Origin of the sequence: Cohnella sp. OV330 (genome assembly GCF_900112065.1) — a bacterium.
Lineage (GTDB): Bacteria > Bacillota > Bacilli > Paenibacillales > Paenibacillaceae > Cohnella.
In genome coordinates this window covers 179,202-194,895 of the sequence record NZ_FOKE01000004.1, presented here as the reverse complement: position 1 = coordinate 194,895, position 15,694 = coordinate 179,202, and the positions used below count along the sequence as shown (strand labels likewise).

General features: G+C 62.6%; 12 protein-coding genes. All 12 read left to right on the top strand.

Translation table 11 applies throughout. From position 1 onward, the window contains the following. Positions 1 to 205: 205 nt before the first annotated feature. The 12 genes from mutS (at position 206) to hflX (ending at position 15,658) form a co-directional block, all read left to right on the top strand. Entirely contained in the window at positions 206 to 2,938 is a 2,733-nt protein-coding gene (gene mutS / locus BM235_RS10790; RefSeq protein WP_090112630.1) for a DNA mismatch repair protein MutS, read from the top strand. Positions 2,939 to 2,940: 2 nt separating this feature from the next. Continuing rightward, positions 2,941 to 4,377, top strand: coding sequence for a S41 family peptidase (locus BM235_RS10785; protein WP_158543742.1), 1,437 nt, complete (start codon positions 2,941 to 2,943; stop codon positions 4,375 to 4,377). A 35-nt stretch (positions 4,378 to 4,412) separates the two neighbouring features. Next, positions 4,413 to 6,491 (top strand): DNA mismatch repair endonuclease MutL, encoded by a 2,079-nt coding sequence (mutL, locus tag BM235_RS10780; RefSeq protein WP_090112627.1) that lies wholly within the window; start codon positions 4,413 to 4,415, stop codon positions 6,489 to 6,491. Positions 6,492 to 6,493: 2 nt separating this feature from the next. Next, positions 6,494 to 7,270 carry a class I SAM-dependent methyltransferase gene (locus BM235_RS10775; RefSeq protein ID WP_369803507.1) on the top strand — a complete coding sequence of 259 codons (777 nt, stop codon included), beginning with the start codon at positions 6,494 to 6,496 and terminating at the stop codon, positions 7,268 to 7,270. Then, positions 7,267 to 8,220 (top strand): tRNA (adenosine(37)-N6)-dimethylallyltransferase MiaA, encoded by a 954-nt coding sequence (gene miaA, locus BM235_RS10770; protein ID WP_090112623.1) that lies wholly within the window; start codon positions 7,267 to 7,269, stop codon positions 8,218 to 8,220. The genes BM235_RS10775 and miaA overlap by 4 nt, the downstream gene beginning before the upstream one ends. 52 nt (positions 8,221 to 8,272) lie before the next feature. Next, positions 8,273 to 8,515 (top strand): RNA chaperone Hfq, encoded by a 243-nt coding sequence (gene hfq / locus BM235_RS10765; RefSeq protein ID WP_090112621.1) that lies wholly within the window; start codon positions 8,273 to 8,275, stop codon positions 8,513 to 8,515. Between the two features lie 161 nt (positions 8,516 to 8,676). Next, complete coding sequence (locus BM235_RS10760) at positions 8,677 to 11,295, top strand: transglycosylase domain-containing protein (RefSeq protein ID WP_090112619.1); 2,619 nt, start codon at positions 8,677 to 8,679, stop codon at positions 11,293 to 11,295. A 112-nt stretch (positions 11,296 to 11,407) separates the two neighbouring features. Then, complete coding sequence (locus BM235_RS10755; RefSeq protein WP_255374309.1) at positions 11,408 to 11,848, top strand: GNAT family N-acetyltransferase; 441 nt, start codon at positions 11,408 to 11,410, stop codon at positions 11,846 to 11,848. A gap of 123 nt (positions 11,849 to 11,971) precedes the next feature. Next, positions 11,972 to 12,532: a ribonuclease FAU-1 family protein gene (locus BM235_RS10750; protein ID WP_090112617.1), complete on the top strand. Its 561-nt coding sequence runs from the start codon at positions 11,972 to 11,974 to the stop codon at positions 12,530 to 12,532. Continuing rightward, positions 12,529 to 13,185 (top strand): YdcF family protein, encoded by a 657-nt coding sequence (locus BM235_RS10745; RefSeq protein ID WP_255374308.1) that lies wholly within the window; start codon positions 12,529 to 12,531, stop codon positions 13,183 to 13,185. Before BM235_RS10750 ends, BM235_RS10745 begins: the two co-directional genes overlap by 4 nt. 89 nt (positions 13,186 to 13,274) lie before the next feature. After that, positions 13,275 to 14,294 carry an AAA family ATPase gene (locus BM235_RS10740; RefSeq protein WP_090112615.1) on the top strand — a complete coding sequence of 340 codons (1,020 nt, stop codon included), beginning with the start codon at positions 13,275 to 13,277 and terminating at the stop codon, positions 14,292 to 14,294. A gap of 62 nt (positions 14,295 to 14,356) precedes the next feature. After that, complete coding sequence (hflX, locus tag BM235_RS10735) at positions 14,357 to 15,658, top strand: GTPase HflX (RefSeq protein WP_090112613.1); 1,302 nt, start codon at positions 14,357 to 14,359, stop codon at positions 15,656 to 15,658. The last annotated feature ends 36 nt before the right edge of the window (positions 15,659 to 15,694 follow it).

Below are 15,694 nucleotides of genomic sequence, written 5' to 3'. Positions count from 1 at the left end.
GAGGAAGAGCGACTGCAAGCCACTGCAAGCGACTGCAAGCGACAAAACGGAGCATGCGGCTGGCGGGGGACGCGCAGCCGCTTTTTTCGATGCGCGAATTGCCTTTCGCCCCTAGTTTCTGCCAGTTTCCGCGCCGACCACGACGAACCTCGCAAAGCTTGGTATAATAGATAGATGAGTTCAGTGCGACAAATTGGAGGATTCTATGGCCGGCTATACCCCGATGATGCAGCAGTATTTGTCCGTGAAGGAAGAGGCGAAGGATGCCCTTTTGTTCTTCCGCCTGGGCGATTTCTATGAAATGTTTTTCGAAGACGCCCTTACGGCGTCCCGCGAGCTCGAGATTACGCTGACCGGCAGGGGAGCGGGGCAGGAAGAGCGCATTCCGATGTGCGGCGTCCCCCATCACTCGGCAGAAGGTTACATAGCAAGGCTGGTCGACAAAGGCTACAAAGTCGCGATTTGCGAGCAAGTGGAAGATCCGAAGGCGGCCAAGGGCGTCGTGAAGCGCGAGATCGTGCGCATCGTCACGCCGGGCACGGTGATGGAGACGAAGTCGCTCACGGGCGGCGCGAACAACTTTATCGTCGGCGCCGCCGAGCTCGAAGGCCGATTCGGACTCGCCGCGTGCGATCTGACGACAGGCGAGATGTACGTGACTTCGTTCGCCGCGTCCGCGGAGCCGGTTAAAAACGAGCTGAACGTCTATCGGCCTTCCGAGGCCGTCGGCGACGAGCGGGCGCTCGCCATTTTGGAAGAGGCGTCCCGGGCGTCGGGCAGAGCGCTGGTCACGACGGTCAGATCGCAAGCGCAGGAACCGGGCGAACGATTAGCCGAGCAGTTCCCCGAAGAGCGGTGGGAAAGGCACGAGCCGGTAAGAAAGCTGGCCGTCGCTCGTCTCGCCGCATATCTCGGCGAGACGCAAAAGCGGTCGCTTGCCCACGTGCGGGCGGTCAAGAGCTACGATCCGCAGCAATTCATGGCGCTCGACGCCTTCACGCGGCGCAACCTCGAGCTGACCGAGACGGTGCGCGACCGCGCCCGCAAGGGCTCGCTGCTGTGGCTGCTCGACCGCACGCGCACGGCGATGGGCGCGCGCCAGCTCAAGCGGTGGATCGACCAGCCGCTGCTCGACCGGGCGGCCGCGGACGAGCGGCTCGACGCCGTCGAGGCGCTGCACGGCAACTGGATGTTGCGCGAGGATCTGCGCGCCGCGCTGTCGGAGATTTACGACCTTGAGCGGCTGGTCGGGCGGATCGCCTACGGCACGGCCAACGCGCGTGACCTGAACGCGCTCGGGGCGTCGCTCTCGCGCATTCCGGCGCTCAAGGACATTTGCGCGGAGCTCGGTTCCGGGCCGCTGTCCGCATTGTCGCGGTCGCTTGATGCCTGCGAGGATCTCGCGCTTTCGATCGCGGACGCGATCGCGGGAGAGCCGCCGGTGTCGGTGCGCGAGGGCGGACTGATCCGTCCCGGGTTTCACGAGCGGCTGGACGAGCTTCGCGAGGCGAGCAAGAACGGCAAGACCTGGATCGCCGAGCTCGAGCGGCGGGAGCGCGAGGCGACGGGCATCAAGTCGCTGAAGATCGGCTTCAACAAAGTGTTCGGCTACTACCTTGAGGTGACGCGGGCCAATCTCGGCACGCTGCCCGAGGGCCGGTACGAGCGCAAGCAGACGCTGGCCAACGCCGAGCGCTACGTCACGCCGGAGCTGAAGGAAAAGGAATCGCTCATCCTCGAGGCGGAGGAGCGTATGGTGGACCTGGAGTACGAGCTGTTCGCCGCCCTGCGCGACGAGATCGCCCTTCATATCCCCAGGCTGCAGCAGTTGGCCGAACGCGTGGCGAGCCTCGACGTCCTGCAGTCGCTGGCCGAGGTCAGCGCGGAGAGGCGGTACGTCAGGCCGACCTGGAGCGACGGCTACGACCTGAACGTATCGGGAGGCCGGCATCCCGTCGTTGAAGCCGTCACCGAAGGGAGCGCCTACATCTCGAACGACGCATCGCTTACGCGCGAAGGCGGTCCGATCCTGCTCATCACGGGTCCGAACATGGCGGGCAAGAGCACGTATATGCGGCAGGTCGCGATGATCTGCATCATGGCCCAGATCGGCTGCTTCGTGCCTGCGGCCCGCGCCGAGCTGCCGATGGTCGACCGCATCTTCACGCGGATCGGCGCGGCCGACGATCTCGTTGGCGGGCAGAGCACGTTCATGGTGGAAATGAAGGACATTCAGATCATGACCGAACAGGCAACGGAGCGCAGCTTGGTTATCATCGACGAGCTCGGCCGCGGCACTTCGACGGACGAGGGCATGGCGATCGCCCAATCCGTCATCGAATACGTGCACGACCGGATCGGCTGCAAGGCGCTTGTCTCCACGCATTACCATGAGCTGGCCCACCTCGAGGAGACGCTCGGGGGGCTTCGCAACGGCTGCATGGCCGTCAAGGAAAGCGCGGACGGCGTCACGTTCCTTCGCAAGCTCGTGGCCGGCGCGGCGGATTCCAGCTTCGGCATTTACTGCGCGCAGCTCGCCGGCTTGCCGGATTCGATCGTCCAGAGAGCGTACGGATTGCTCGAAGCCGCCGGCGCGGCGCCAAGCCCGCCGGAGGACGCGACAGACGGCGCCGTTGCTTCGCCGGCTTCGTTCCCGGCGTATGCCGCGGCTGCTTCGTCTACGGAACAAGCGGCGGCAGATTCGGTCGCGGAGCGCGAACCGGCCGCGGCAGCGGTAGCGGCCGGCGGCATCCAACAGCTGTCGATGTTTGAAGAAGCCGCCGCCGCAGCCGAAGCGAAAACGGCGAAGTCGAGACCGTCCGAAGCGGACAAGCTGCTCGACAAGATGCGCAAGCTCGACGTCATGCGCATGACGCCGCTGCAGGCGCTGGAATGGCTGAACGACGCTCGCAATCAACTGATCGGAAAAGGGGATTGAATTTGAAAAAACAAAAAGGAACGGCGGGCATGCTGCTCAAGACGGCTTTGTGTCTGGCATTGTCCGTCCTATGGCTTCCGGCGGTCGCCGGCGCCGCTACCCAGGATCAAGTCAACGAAGTGCGCCAGCTGCTGGAAGAGTACCATATCAGCAAGCCTACGGACGATAAACTGAACGAGTCCGAGATCGAAGCGATGATCGGCTCGCTTGACGATCCGTATACGCAGTATTTCTCGCCTGAAGAGCTGCAAAGCTTCTCCAACGCGATCAACCAGTCGTTCGTCGGCATCGGCATCGTCATGTCTCAGGACGACGGGATCACGTACCTTGAGAACGTCGTGCCGGACAGCCCGGCCTTCAAGGCCGGCCTAATGCCGGGCGACGCGCTCGTCTCGATCGACGGCGCGGCGACCGCGGGCAAGTCGATCGACGCGATCCAGGTCATGGCCGCAGGCAAGGAAGGCTCGACAGTCAACGTCGGCGTCAAGCGGGGGTTGGTCAAGCTGCAGTTTCTGGTCGCGCGGACCTCGATGCAGCTGCCGGTCGCGACGTCGCGCCTGATGGGCGCCGGCGTCGGCTACCTTCGCTTGGATTCCTTCTCCGCGGATGCCGCTGCCAAGTTCAAAGCGCAGCTGCAATCGCTTGAAGGACAGGGAATGACGTCCCTCGTCGTCGACCTTCGCGGCAACGGAGGCGGCTACGTGGACCAAGCCCAGCAGATCGGCGCGCTGTTCGTCGCCGACGGCATCCTGGCGCACGTAGCCGACCGCGACGGCAAGGACACCCCGATCGAGCTGCACGGCGAGAAACGCGACTATCCCGTTTACATTCTCGTCGACGGCGGCAGCGCGAGCGCGACGGAGCTGCTGTCCGGCGCGCTGCAGGAATACGGCGTCGCCAAGCTGGTCGGCACGAAGACGTACGGCAAAGGCGTCATTCAGCAGCTCATTCCCGTCGCTTCGGGCGGCACGCTCAAGGTGACCGTGCAAGAATACAAGACGCCAGGCGGCAAAAAGGTGGACAAGGTCGGGCTGACGCCCGACGTCGCCGTCACGGGCGGCCTCCAGCAGCTGCTTGCGGCTTATCGGCTTGCCGGAGGCGGGGACGTCAGGTTGACCGTCGGCAGAGGCGCGCTCGTCGTCAACGGCATTCGCACGGCCGACGCCGGATCCGTCATCAAGAAAAACGGCGTCTGGTACGTTAGCTCGAAGCTGGGGGCCCTCGCCTCCGAAGCGAAGCTGAGCTACGATGCCAAAGCCCGGCAGATCGTGCTCGACAAGGACGGAACGACGCATCGGCTTGCCGCTTCGGACAGCCACGTCATCGTCAAAAACGGCGTCAGCTACATCGACGTGCGGCTGCTGTCCAAGTGGTTCGCCAATCTGACCTGGGCGGCAGTAGGCGACGGCACGGTCACGCTTTACGATTCGGCGGCTTGACGACCGCTGCCGAAAGCTAGGAAGGGGGGACGAACATGGGGATCATCATCCAGCTGGACGAGCATCTATCGAATCAGATCGCGGCCGGCGAGGTCGTCGAGCGTCCGGCTTCCGTGCTCAAGGAGCTGATCGAGAACGCGGTAGACGCCGGCGCCAAGCACGTCGACATTACCGCGGAGGAGGGCGGCCTCTCGCTGATCCGGGTCGTGGACGACGGAGCGGGCATCCAAGCGGACGACCTGCTCGTCGCCTTCCAGCGCCACGCGACGAGCAAGATCGCGAGCGGACGCGACCTGTTCCAGATCTCGACGCTCGGCTTCCGGGGCGAAGCCCTGCCGAGTATCGCGTCCGTCGCCAAAGTCCGCTGTCTGAGCGCCTCCGAATCCGGCGGGCTCGGCCGGCTGCTCGAGATCGAGGGCGGCACGGTCAAGCGCCACGAGGACGCAGCGTCGCCGCAAGGCACGGACATGTCGGTCAAAGAGCTTTTTTACAACACGCCGGCACGGCTCAAATATATGCGCACGATCCAGACGGAGCTGTCGCATCTGTCCGACGTCGTTTACAGGCAGGCGCTTGCGCGTCCGGACGTCGCGTTTACGTTCTCGCACAACGGCTCCGTCCTTCTGCGGACGCCGGGGAACGGCGATCTGCGGCAGGTCGTCGCGGCCATCTACGGCTCGGGACCCGCCAAGGCGATGCTGGAGGTGCAGGCTGACGGCCCAGATTTTTCGCTGTCCGGCCTTACCGCCATGCCGATCGAGACGCGCGCGAGCCGAACAGCGGTGACGATCATCGTCAACGGGCGGTTCGTGCGCAGCCCGGCCGTCGTCCAGCCGCTGCTTCAGGCTTATCACACGCTGCTTCCGATCAATCGTTATCCGTTGTCCGTATTGCACCTGCGGATGCATCCGTCGCTGCTGGACGTGAACGTTCACCCCGCCAAGCTCGAGGTCCGCTTTAGCAAAGAAACCGAGCTGCGCGCGTTTGTCGAGGCGGCCGTCAAGCAGGCGCTCGAGTCATATGCCTATATCCCTTCGGGCACGGCCGTTCGCAAGCCGAAGCCCGAGACCTGGCAGCAGGAGCAAATTCGGTTCCAGCTTCCCCCGGTCGAGTCGGAACCGGCAGCGGATCGGGGCGATACGCAGACGGGCGCCGAACAACCGTCGACAGCCCGACTGGAGGCTGCGCCAAGCGGCGAGGCAGCCAGAGCCGAGCCAATATTGCCTGCAGAGGGCCGGCAGCCGTACGAATCGTCCGCTTTATCAAAAAATGCGGATTCAACTTTATCCGGAAACGGGGAAAGAAAACGGGACAGCGCCGCCAGCCGACCGCCGTACGTCCCGCCTTCGGTTGCGCCTTCGCCCGGCCCGCGCCAGGACGCGGTTCGCGAAGCGCGTCCGACCGGCGGCGGCTATGCCGCGCCGGCGCGCGATCCCTGGAACGACAGAAGTCGGGGACAGGAGCAAGGCAAGCTGCCCGATCAAGTGTGGCGGGCGGCGTTCGGCGCCGCGGCCGCGGATACGAAGCCCGAGTTTCCCGAGCTCTACTGGATCGGCCAGCTGCACGGCACGTACATCGTCGCCCAGAACGACGGCGGCTTGTACCTGATCGATCAGCATGCCGCGCACGAGCGCATTCATTATGAGATCTACTACGAAAAGTTCGGCGATCCGGCGGCCGCGAGCCAGGAGCTGCTGCTCCCGGTCACGCTCTCCTTCGCGCCGGACGAGTATGCGGCCATCCGAGGCAAGCTCCCCTGGTTCGAGCTCGCGGGCGTATATCTCGAAGACTTCGGGGGCAATACCTTTATCGTACGGGCCGTGCCGCACTGGCTCCCCGAAGGGGACGAGGCGGACATCGTGCGGGAGATGGCGGAGTGGATCCTGAAGGAGCGAGGCATCGATCTTCATAAGATCCGCGAGAAAGCGGCGATCCTGTGCTCCTGCAAAGCTTCGATCAAGGCCAACCAAGCGCTGACGCGCGAAGCCGGCGAGACGCTGCTCCGCAGGCTGGCCGCTTGCAAGCAGCCTTATACCTGTCCGCACGGCCGGCCCATCGTCGTCAGCTTCACGACGTACGAGCTCGAGAAAATGTTCAAGCGGGTGATGTCTTGATCGTGACGACCGCGGAAAAGCCGGACCCGGCGCTGGCGGCCTACGCTCGCGGGCTGGCGGTCGAACTCGGCTGCCGCTTCGCCGAGCGGCGCCGCGAGACGCTGGCAGGGCTCGCCCGCAAGTACAAGGATGCCGCCGGCGGCATCCTTGTCGCGGGACCGCAAGGCTTGCGGTACAGAGCGGACGGCGCGGAGCCGCTTTTCTACCATCCAAGCATGGCGCAGATCAGGGTCAAGCGACTGCTCGAGGGCGGCGGCGACGCGCTCATCGAAGCGTCGGGCGTGCGGTCCGGCGACGTCGTCGTCGATTGCACGGCGGGCCTCGGAGCCGACGCGCTCGTCCTGTCCTTCGCCGCGGGGGACGGCGGCAGCGTGACTGCCATCGAAGCGTCGCGCATTCTGTACATGATCGTCAGAGAAGGGCTGAAGGCGTACGAAAGCGGAATGCCCGAGCTCGACGAGGCGATGCGCAGGGTGAACGTGAGGCATGGCGAGCACCTGCAGGCGCTGCGCGGCATGCAAGACCGCAGCGCGGATATCGTCTACTTCGACCCGATGTTCGCGAAGCCCGTCCTCGGTTCGGCTTCCTTAAGGCCGCTCCGTGTTCACGCGGAGGACCGGTCCCTCGCCGCCGAGGCGATCGCGGAGGCGAGACGGGTTGCCCGCCGCGCCGTCGTGCTGAAGGACCACAAGACGAGCGGCGAATTTGAACGGCACGGGTTCCGGCGCGTCCGGACTTCCTATTCGGCCGTGGACTATGGAGTGATCGGGATTCAATGACGAACAACAAGCCTCCGCTGATCGCGCTGGTCGGACCGACGGCCGTCGGCAAGACGGCGGCGAGCCTCGCGATCGCCAAGACGTTCGATTGCGAGATTATCAGCGGGGATTCGATGCAGGTATACAGGGGGATGGATATCGGCACGGCCAAGCTGCCGTTCGCCGAGCGCGAGGGCGTCCCGCACCATCTGATCGACATCAAGAATCCGGCTGAGCCGTTCTCGGCAGCAGACTTCCAGGCGGCCTGCGGGGAGGCGATCCGGGACATTCAGGGTCGCGGGCGCATTCCTTTTATCGTCGGCGGCACGGGATTGTACGTCGAGTCGGTCTGCTACGGGTTCGGATTTCAGCCGTCGGGCAGCGATCCCGAATTCCGAGCGTCGATGCAGGCGATCGCCGATACGGAAGGCGCCGAAGCGCTCCACGCGAAGCTGTCGGCCGTCGATCCGGCGACCGCGTCGAGACTCCATCCGAACGACGTCCGGCGCGTCATCCGCGCGCTGGAAATCCATGCGACGACAGGACGTCCCGCGTCGGAGCAGCTTGGCGAGGCGCGCGGGGACCGCAAGGAATCGCCGTATAACCTCGTGCTGCTCGGACTCCATATGGATCGGGCCAAGCTGTACGCGCGCATCGACCAACGGGTCGACGACATGCTGGCGCAAGGGCTCGAGGAGGAGGTACGGGGGCTGCTGGAGGCAGGACTGTCCTCGTCGTCCGTTTCCATGCAGGCGCTCGGTTACAAGGAGATGACCGCGTACCTCGAAGGCCGCATCGCGTACGAAGATGCGGTAACGATGCTCAAGCGGGATACGCGGCGGTTCGCCAAGCGCCAGCTCTCCTGGTTCCGCCACATGCAGGACTTGGTTTGGATCGACGCCGACGGCGCCGCAAAAATCTCCGATCTTTATCCAATGATCTATGCTATAATAGCAGGAAAGTTAAAATGAGCTTTGAATATAATCTTACACAAGAAATTAATGGCGATGGGGGATACCGGTAATGAACAAGTCCATAAACATCCAGGATACGTTTCTGAATCAACTGCGCAAGGATAGCGTGCCCGTCACCGTTTACTTGACCAACGGCTTTCAGATTCGCGGCGTCGTCCGCGCCTTCGACAACTTCACGATCGTCATCGACAGCGACGGCCGGCAGCAGATGGTGTACAAGCATGCCATCAGCACGTTCATGCCGCAGCGCAACGTATCCCTTCAGCAGCAGGACGCCGGGGCCAACGCTTGACGCGTGCGCGCGCGCAGCTCCGTTAACGAAACCTTTCACCCCCCTTCAGCGTCTAATTGAATAGCCAGGCCACAGGGCAACCCAACACTTGGGTTGTTCTTCTTTTGAGCGGGTATGGTATAGACAGAGAAAAATCGTACTGTAAAAGGGGAGAAAAGCCATTGGCTCAGTCAGCACCGAAACCGTCCCGCAGCGGGAAAAGCGGCAAGCCCCCGCGCAAGCGCGGTCGGGGCAAAGTCGCTCTCATTTGGATCATCTGCATCGCCGTACTGGCTGTTCTTGCCGCGGCGGTCGCGTACCTGCTCGTCATTTTAAACGGCGAACGCGTATTGTCGGCCAACCTCAACAAACTCGATCTCGACCGCTCGACGATCGTAGCCGACGCAAACGGCAATCAAATCGCCAAAATATCGATCGCGGGCGGCAACCGCGAATACGTGCAGTACAAAGATATTCCGCAAGCCGTCCGCGATGCCTTCGTCGCGGTCGAGGACAAACGGTTCTACGAGCACGGCGGCGTCGACCTGTTCGGCATCGGCCGGGCGCTCGCGAAGGACGTCGTCGCCCGCAGCATGGTCGAAGGCGCCAGCACGATCACCCAGCAGCTCGCCCGCAATCTGTTCCTGAACGCGGACAAAACGTGGTTCCGCAAAGGCACGGAGGCGTCGATCGCGCTCGCGCTCGAGCGGCACAAGACGAAGGAAGAGATTCTCGAGCTGTACCTGAACAGGATCTACTTCGGCAACGGGCAATACGGCATCAAGACGGCGGCGAAGTTTTACTTCGGCGTCGGCGATCTCGATCAGCTGAAGACATGGCAGATCGCCACGCTGGCCGCGATCCCGAAGGGGCCGAGCATTTACAATCCTTACAAGCATCCTGACAACTCCATGGAACGCCGCGGCGTCGTGCTGCGTCTCATGACGGATCAAGGCCTCATCACGGAGGAAGAGCGGGCGGCGGCCGCGGCGATCGTCTACAAGCCTTCGATGGCGATGACGAATACGAGCAAGTTCGCCAGCTACACGGATTATGCGATCGACGAAGCGCTCGAGAAGCTGAATCTGACGGAGGAAGAGCTGCTGTCGGGAGGCTATACGATCTATACGACGATCGACACGGCCGCCCAAAGCGCGATGGAGAGCGAGTTTTCCAAGGACGCCAACTTCGAGACAAGCAATGACGACATCCCGATCCAGGGCTCGATGGTCATCATGGACCAGCACGACGGCTCGCTCAAGGCGATGGTCGGCGGCCGCGACTACCAGAAGAGCGGGCTCAACCGGGTGGAGAGCCAGCGGCAGCCCGGTTCCTCGTTCAAGCCGATCGTCTCCTACGGACCGGCGCTCGAGACCGGGAATTATACGCCGGATTCGACGCTGCGTGACGACAAGATCTGTTACAACAACGGCAAATACTGCCCGAAGGATTCGAACAAGAACCCTTATGTCGGGGCCATCGCGATGAAGGATGCGATCAAAGGCTCGATCAACCAGCCGGCCGTCTGGCTGCTTAACGAGATCGGCGTGTCCACGGGCGTCAAATTCGCCGCCAAGCTCGGCATCGATCTCGACAAGGACGACCGCAACCTCGCAATCGCGCTCGGGGGGCTGACCAAAGGCGTTACCCCTGTTCAGATGGTCCGCGCCTACGGCACGTTCGCTAACGGCGGACAGCTGCAGGACGCGCACGCCGTGCTGAAGATCACCGACGCCTCCGGCAAGGCGGTCTATACGTTCAAGGCGCCCGGCGACAATCAAGTGATCAAGCCGATGACCGCCTACTACGTGACCGAGATCATGAAGGGCGTCGTAAGCGGCGGTACGGGCACGAAAGCGCAGATCAGCGGCCGGACCGTCGCCGGCAAGACCGGCACGACGCAGCTCGGGCTCAAAGGCGTCAGCTCCAGCGGCAACCGCGACGTCTGGTTCGTCGGCTATACGCCGGAGTACACGGCGGCCGTCTGGATGGGCTACGACAAGACCGACAAGGACCATTACGTCAAAAAGAGCAGCGGCCAGGCGGCGGCTTTGTTCTCCAAAGTCATGAAAAAGGCGCTCGAGGGCAAAGCGAAGCAATCGTTCCCCGTGCCGGATCAGGCGCAGGAGCAGCCGACCCCGACGCCGACGGCGGATCAGGCGATCACGGATCTGACCGGCGTTTACGACTCCCAGCAGGTATCGGTCGCATTGAACTGGACCGCGGTGCCGGGCGACGATATCACGTACAAGATTTACCGTCAGGCGAGCGGCGAATCCCAGTTCAAGTTGCTGGTCGAGTCCGTGACGCCGTCGGCCGAAGATCTGTCGATTCTGCCGGACACGACGTACACGTACTACGTGAAGCCGTACGATCCGAAAACCGGAACGGAGGGGGCCGAATCGAATCGCGTCACCGTAGATGTGACGACCGAGCTGGAGCCGACGCCGACGCCAACCCCGGAAGAGTCGACCGAACCGCCGAGCGACGGCACGGACGTTCCGGATGAAGGAGACGGAGGCGATCAAGGCGACCCGACGCCGGACGGCGGACAACAGACGCCGACGGATACGACGTCGCCTTCCGCGACCCCGACCCCGACACCTTCGGCGACGCCGACGCCATCTCCGCAGGCGACGGCGTCGACGGGGCCAGTGGCCCGAGCGACGGCCTCGCCGACGGTGCTGCCGACCAGTACGGCGACCGCCGACCAGAAGGGCAAAAAAGAGAAGAAGTACAAAGACGATACCGGAGTAGCAACCGACGCCGCGACCGACGCTGCGGGTCAGGTCGCTCCTTAAATCCGTATCGAACCCGCTCTGCTTAAGACAAGCGCGTCCGCGCTTGTCTTTTTTTCGTTTATTGTACAAAATAGGTTCATTGCAGAGAGAGAATAAGCGGGAGGAATCGCGCGTGGAATGCAAATTGATAACCGAGCAAAGCGAATTGGAACAAAGCCTGGCCGTTCGGATGGAAGTATTCGTGCAGGAACAAGGCGTTTCGCCCGAGGAAGAGGTTGACGAATACGATGCGTCCCCTTGTGCCTGCAGGCATTTTCTGGCGACGGACGACGAAAAGCCCGTAGCTGCCGCCCGCTGGAAAACGTTTGAGCCCGGAGTAGCCAAGCTGCAGCGCATCGCCGTCAGGCTCCCCTACCGAGGCCGTTCGATCGGCCGTTTTATCGTGACGGCGATGGAGAGGGACGCGGCGGAGATGGGATACGAGAGCGCCATCCTGGACGCGCAATGCAGCGCAGAGCCTTTTTACGCGAAGCTGGGGTACACGACGATCTCCGAAGAACCGTTCTATGACGCCGGCATTTTGCATGTCAGGATGAGCAAGGCGCTGCGGTAATTTTGCCGTCGATCGGAAATCCGGCAGACGCTTGCCGTCGCGCAGGGTGGGCTTAACTGGTTCAAGAAGGCAAGTTGTGGTAAGCTTTGTGTAAACCTGATTATCGTGAACGAGAGAGGATTTATGAAACGAAAATTTTCCGACCGGGCCAATTGGCGCCGCATCTTGAAAAAAAATTATGCATGCATCCCCATGGACGAACCTTATTTCCGCGGGTTTGTGACGCTGTACCGGATTCAAGACCTGCGCGATCCGCTCTGGAAAGAGTATAACGGCAAGCGGATGTGCCTTGCGGACAAAGGATATCTGTGGACGCAGCATTATCCGCGGGGGGAGCACTTCGTCGTGACGACGATGTTCGATCAGCGCGGCCAGGTCGTTCAATGGTATATCGATATTTGCAAAACGCAAGGTCTGACCGACCAGCAGGTGCCTTGGTTCGACGACCTGTATCTCGACATCGTCGTGCTGCCGACCGGAGAGACGCTGCTGCTGGACGAGGACGAGCTGGAGGAGGCGCTTGACGACGGCCATATTACCCCCCGCGACTCGGCTATGGCACATCGGACCGCGCAGCGGCTGCTGTCGCTGATCCGTCAGAAAAAGTTTCCTTATTTCGATATGAGCCTTAAACACCGCAAGCTGTTTCTCGAACGTCTCGGCTGGGAGAGCGGTACGCCGTGAGCGGGGCCTCGCATCCCGGACCTAGCGCGTCCAAGCCTGTCGTCCGTCCGCGCCGAAAGCGTCTTCGGACGGCCGTCTATGTAGTTAGCGCCGGCTTGCTGGCGCTTTTTCTTTGGTGCGGCAGCCTGTTTGTCGTCATCGGGCGATTCGACGGCGAACCCGCTAAAGGGTTGCCTGCAACTTCGGACGTCGGAATCGTGCTGGGCGCGTCGTTGTGGAATAATAAGCCGAGTCCCGGGTTGCAGGAGCGTCTCGACCAGGCTATGACGCTCTACAAGGCGAACGTATTCAGCCGCTTTATCGTGACGGGCGGACTGGACGCGGGAGGCGCCGTTCTGACCGAAGCGGAAGGCATGCGCGATTATTTGCGGCAGCGGGGCGTGCCCGCTTCGGCGATTTTGATCGAGCCCGAGGCGACGAGTACGTACGAAAACCTGAAATTTTCAAAAGCGATCATGGACGCGCACGGTTGGCGCACCGCGGTCATCGTTACGCATCAATACCACGGGTCCAGATCGCTCGACATCGCCGAGGCGCTTGATTACGAGCGTCCGCAGGTAAGCGTCACGGATTCGAAGGTCATGAATATGGCTTATCATCGGTCGCGCGAAGTGCTGGCCTACACCAAGTGGCTGCTTCAGAAGTGGCTCTGAACGTGCCGTTGCATGATGCCTGACCGGCTCGAATAGACTGATAGTGCGGCGTACGCGCCGACTTTTCGTCCGCGGGGTGTGAGCCAGTCATGAATGCTAGAGCGCAGGGCGAGCGGGATAGCGCCGCCGCGGCGAGACCCGCCAGACAGATCAACGTGGTGCTTCGCAGCCAGGACGCGTCGCCGACCGGTGCCGCATCCAGTCCGGAGGCGCTGGCCTCGGGACGCGGTCTGCCGTCCTCCGGTCCTTGGGCCATGTGGCAGCAGGAGCTGGAGCGCATGGTCGGACTCGACAACGTCAAGGAGCTCGTCTACGAGATTTACGCGCTGCTGCAGATCGCGCAGTACCGGGGCGATGCGGGGCTGCATAGCCAGGCGCACGTATACCATATGATTTTCAGAGGCAATCCGGGTACCGGCAAGACGACCGTCGCCAGGCTGCTCGCCAAGCTCTTCCAGAGCATGGGACTGCTGACCAAAGGCCATTTGGTCGAAGTCGAACGCGCCGACTTGGTCGGCGAGTATATCGGCCATACCGCGCAGAAGACGCGGGATCTCGTGAAAAAGGCGCTCGGCGGCGTACTGTTCGTCGACGAGGCCTATTCGCTTGCCCGGGGCGGGGAAAAAGACTTCGGCAAGGAAGCGATCGATACGCTCGTCAAGGCGATGGAGGACCATCGCAATCAGTTCGTGCTGATCCTGGCGGGTTATCCGATGGAGATCGACATGTTCATGATGACGAACCCGGGGCTTCCGTCCCGGTTCCCGATCCAGATGGATTTTCCGGACTTCACCGTGGACCAGCTGCTGCAGATCGCCGAAGGGATGGCAAGAGAACGCGATTACGTGCTGCTGCCCCAAGCGGTCGCCAAGCTGAAGCAGAACGTGCTGCAGGAAAAAGAAGCGGCGGGACATCCGTTTAGCAACGCCCGGTACGTGCGCAATATGCTGGAACGCGCGATTCGCAACCAGGCGGTGCGGCTGCTCCAGCAATTTCCGTCCGCTTCGCCGTCGAGGCAGGAGCTGGTCGGCATACGCCCGGAAGATCTGAAGCCGCTGCCCGCGGCCGGGGCTCCAACGGGACCCGCGTTCGGCTGGGGGTTCAATTAGACGGCCGCAATGCGGGTATAGTATAGGGTGACGATTCGAAGCACTGGAGGCAGCCGATAGAGATGAAGCCTAATACTTACGATACGGGTGCCGATCGTGGCGAGCGAGCGCTGCTCGTCAGCCTGGTTACCGACGCCGTGCGTCAATCGGGCGCGGATCCCGAGCATTCGATGGACGAACTCGCGAATTTGGCGGATACCGCTGGCGTCGAGGTCGTCGGACGGATGATGCAAAACCGGGACGTCCCGGATACGAGATGGTTCGTCGGCAAGGGCAAAGCCCAAGAGATCAAGGCGAGGATTGCCGAAGAAGCGGTGACGACGGCGATTTTCGATCAGGAGCTGTCCGGCGTGCAAGTTCGAAATCTGGAAGAAGAGCTGGATGTCAAGATCATCGACCGCACCCAGCTCATCCTCGATATTTTCGCGGGCAGAGCCAAGACGAGAGAAGGCATCCTGCAAGTCGAGCTGGCCCAGCTGTCGTATCTGCTGCCGAGATTGTCCGGACAAGGCAAAAATCTGTCCCGTCTCGGCGGCGGCATCGGGACGCGGGGACCGGGCGAGACGAAGCTCGAGACGGACCGCCGTCATATCCGCAATCGCGTATCCGAGCTGAAGCGTCAGCTCGAAGGCGTGATGGCGCACCGCAAGCTGCACCGGGAACGCCGCAAAAAAAACGGCGTCGTCCAGGTCGCGCTCGTCGGCTACACGAACGCCGGGAAGTCCACGCTGCTGCGGCAGCTTACGAGCGCGGACGTGCTCGCGGAGAACAAGCTGTTCGCCACGCTCGATCCGACTTCCCGCGCGCTGTCGCTGCCCAGCGGCAAGGAAGTGCTGCTCACCGATACGGTCGGTTTCATCCAGAATCTGCCGCACGATCTCGTAGCGGCTTTCCGGGCGACGCTCGAAGAGGTCAACGAAGCGGATTTGCTGCTGCACGTCGTGGACGCCTCGTCTCCGATGCGGGACCGGCAGCGTGCGGTCGTGGACGAGGTGCTGTCGGATCTGGGCGCCGGCGGCCAGCCGACGCTGCTCGTGTACAACAAGATCGACGAATGTCCGCCCGCGGCGATCGGACTGCTCGCCGGCGGCCCGGACGCGCTGCGCGTCAGCGCGTTCAGCGCGCGGGACATGGACACGCTCGTGCGCCGCATCGAGGACAAGCTTCTCGGCGACGTCCGGCTGCTGTCGCTCCCCGCGGAACGCGGCGAGTTGGCCGCCCTCGCCTACCGCGTAGGCGAAGTGCTCGAGCAGGGGACGGACGAGGATCGTCTGCTGCTTAAGCTTCGCATCAACCCGGCCGACCTGGAGAAGTACGGACGGCCGCTTGAACATTATTTTGTAGAAAACATGAATTCGGTCTAATCGTAAGCGCGAGCCGGTTCGGAAATGGGAGCAGGG

What these genes read in the sequence shown, in the direction of transcription:
- hflX (WP_090112613.1), top strand. Translation starts at nt 14,357, where the DNA reads ATGAAGCCTAATACTTACGATACGGGTGCCGATCGTGGCGAGCGAGCG.
- BM235_RS10740 (WP_090112615.1), top strand. Translation starts at nt 13,275, where the DNA reads ATGAATGCTAGAGCGCAGGGCGAGCGGGATAGCGCCGCCGCGGCGAGA.
- miaA (WP_090112623.1), top strand. Translation starts at nt 7,267, where the DNA reads ATGACGAACAACAAGCCTCCGCTGATCGCGCTGGTCGGACCGACGGCC.
- mutS (WP_090112630.1), top strand. Translation starts at nt 206, where the DNA reads ATGGCCGGCTATACCCCGATGATGCAGCAGTATTTGTCCGTGAAGGAA.
- hfq (WP_090112621.1), top strand. Translation starts at nt 8,273, where the DNA reads ATGAACAAGTCCATAAACATCCAGGATACGTTTCTGAATCAACTGCGC.
- mutL (WP_090112627.1), top strand. Translation starts at nt 4,413, where the DNA reads ATGGGGATCATCATCCAGCTGGACGAGCATCTATCGAATCAGATCGCG.
- BM235_RS10750 (WP_090112617.1), top strand. Translation starts at nt 11,972, where the DNA reads ATGAAACGAAAATTTTCCGACCGGGCCAATTGGCGCCGCATCTTGAAA.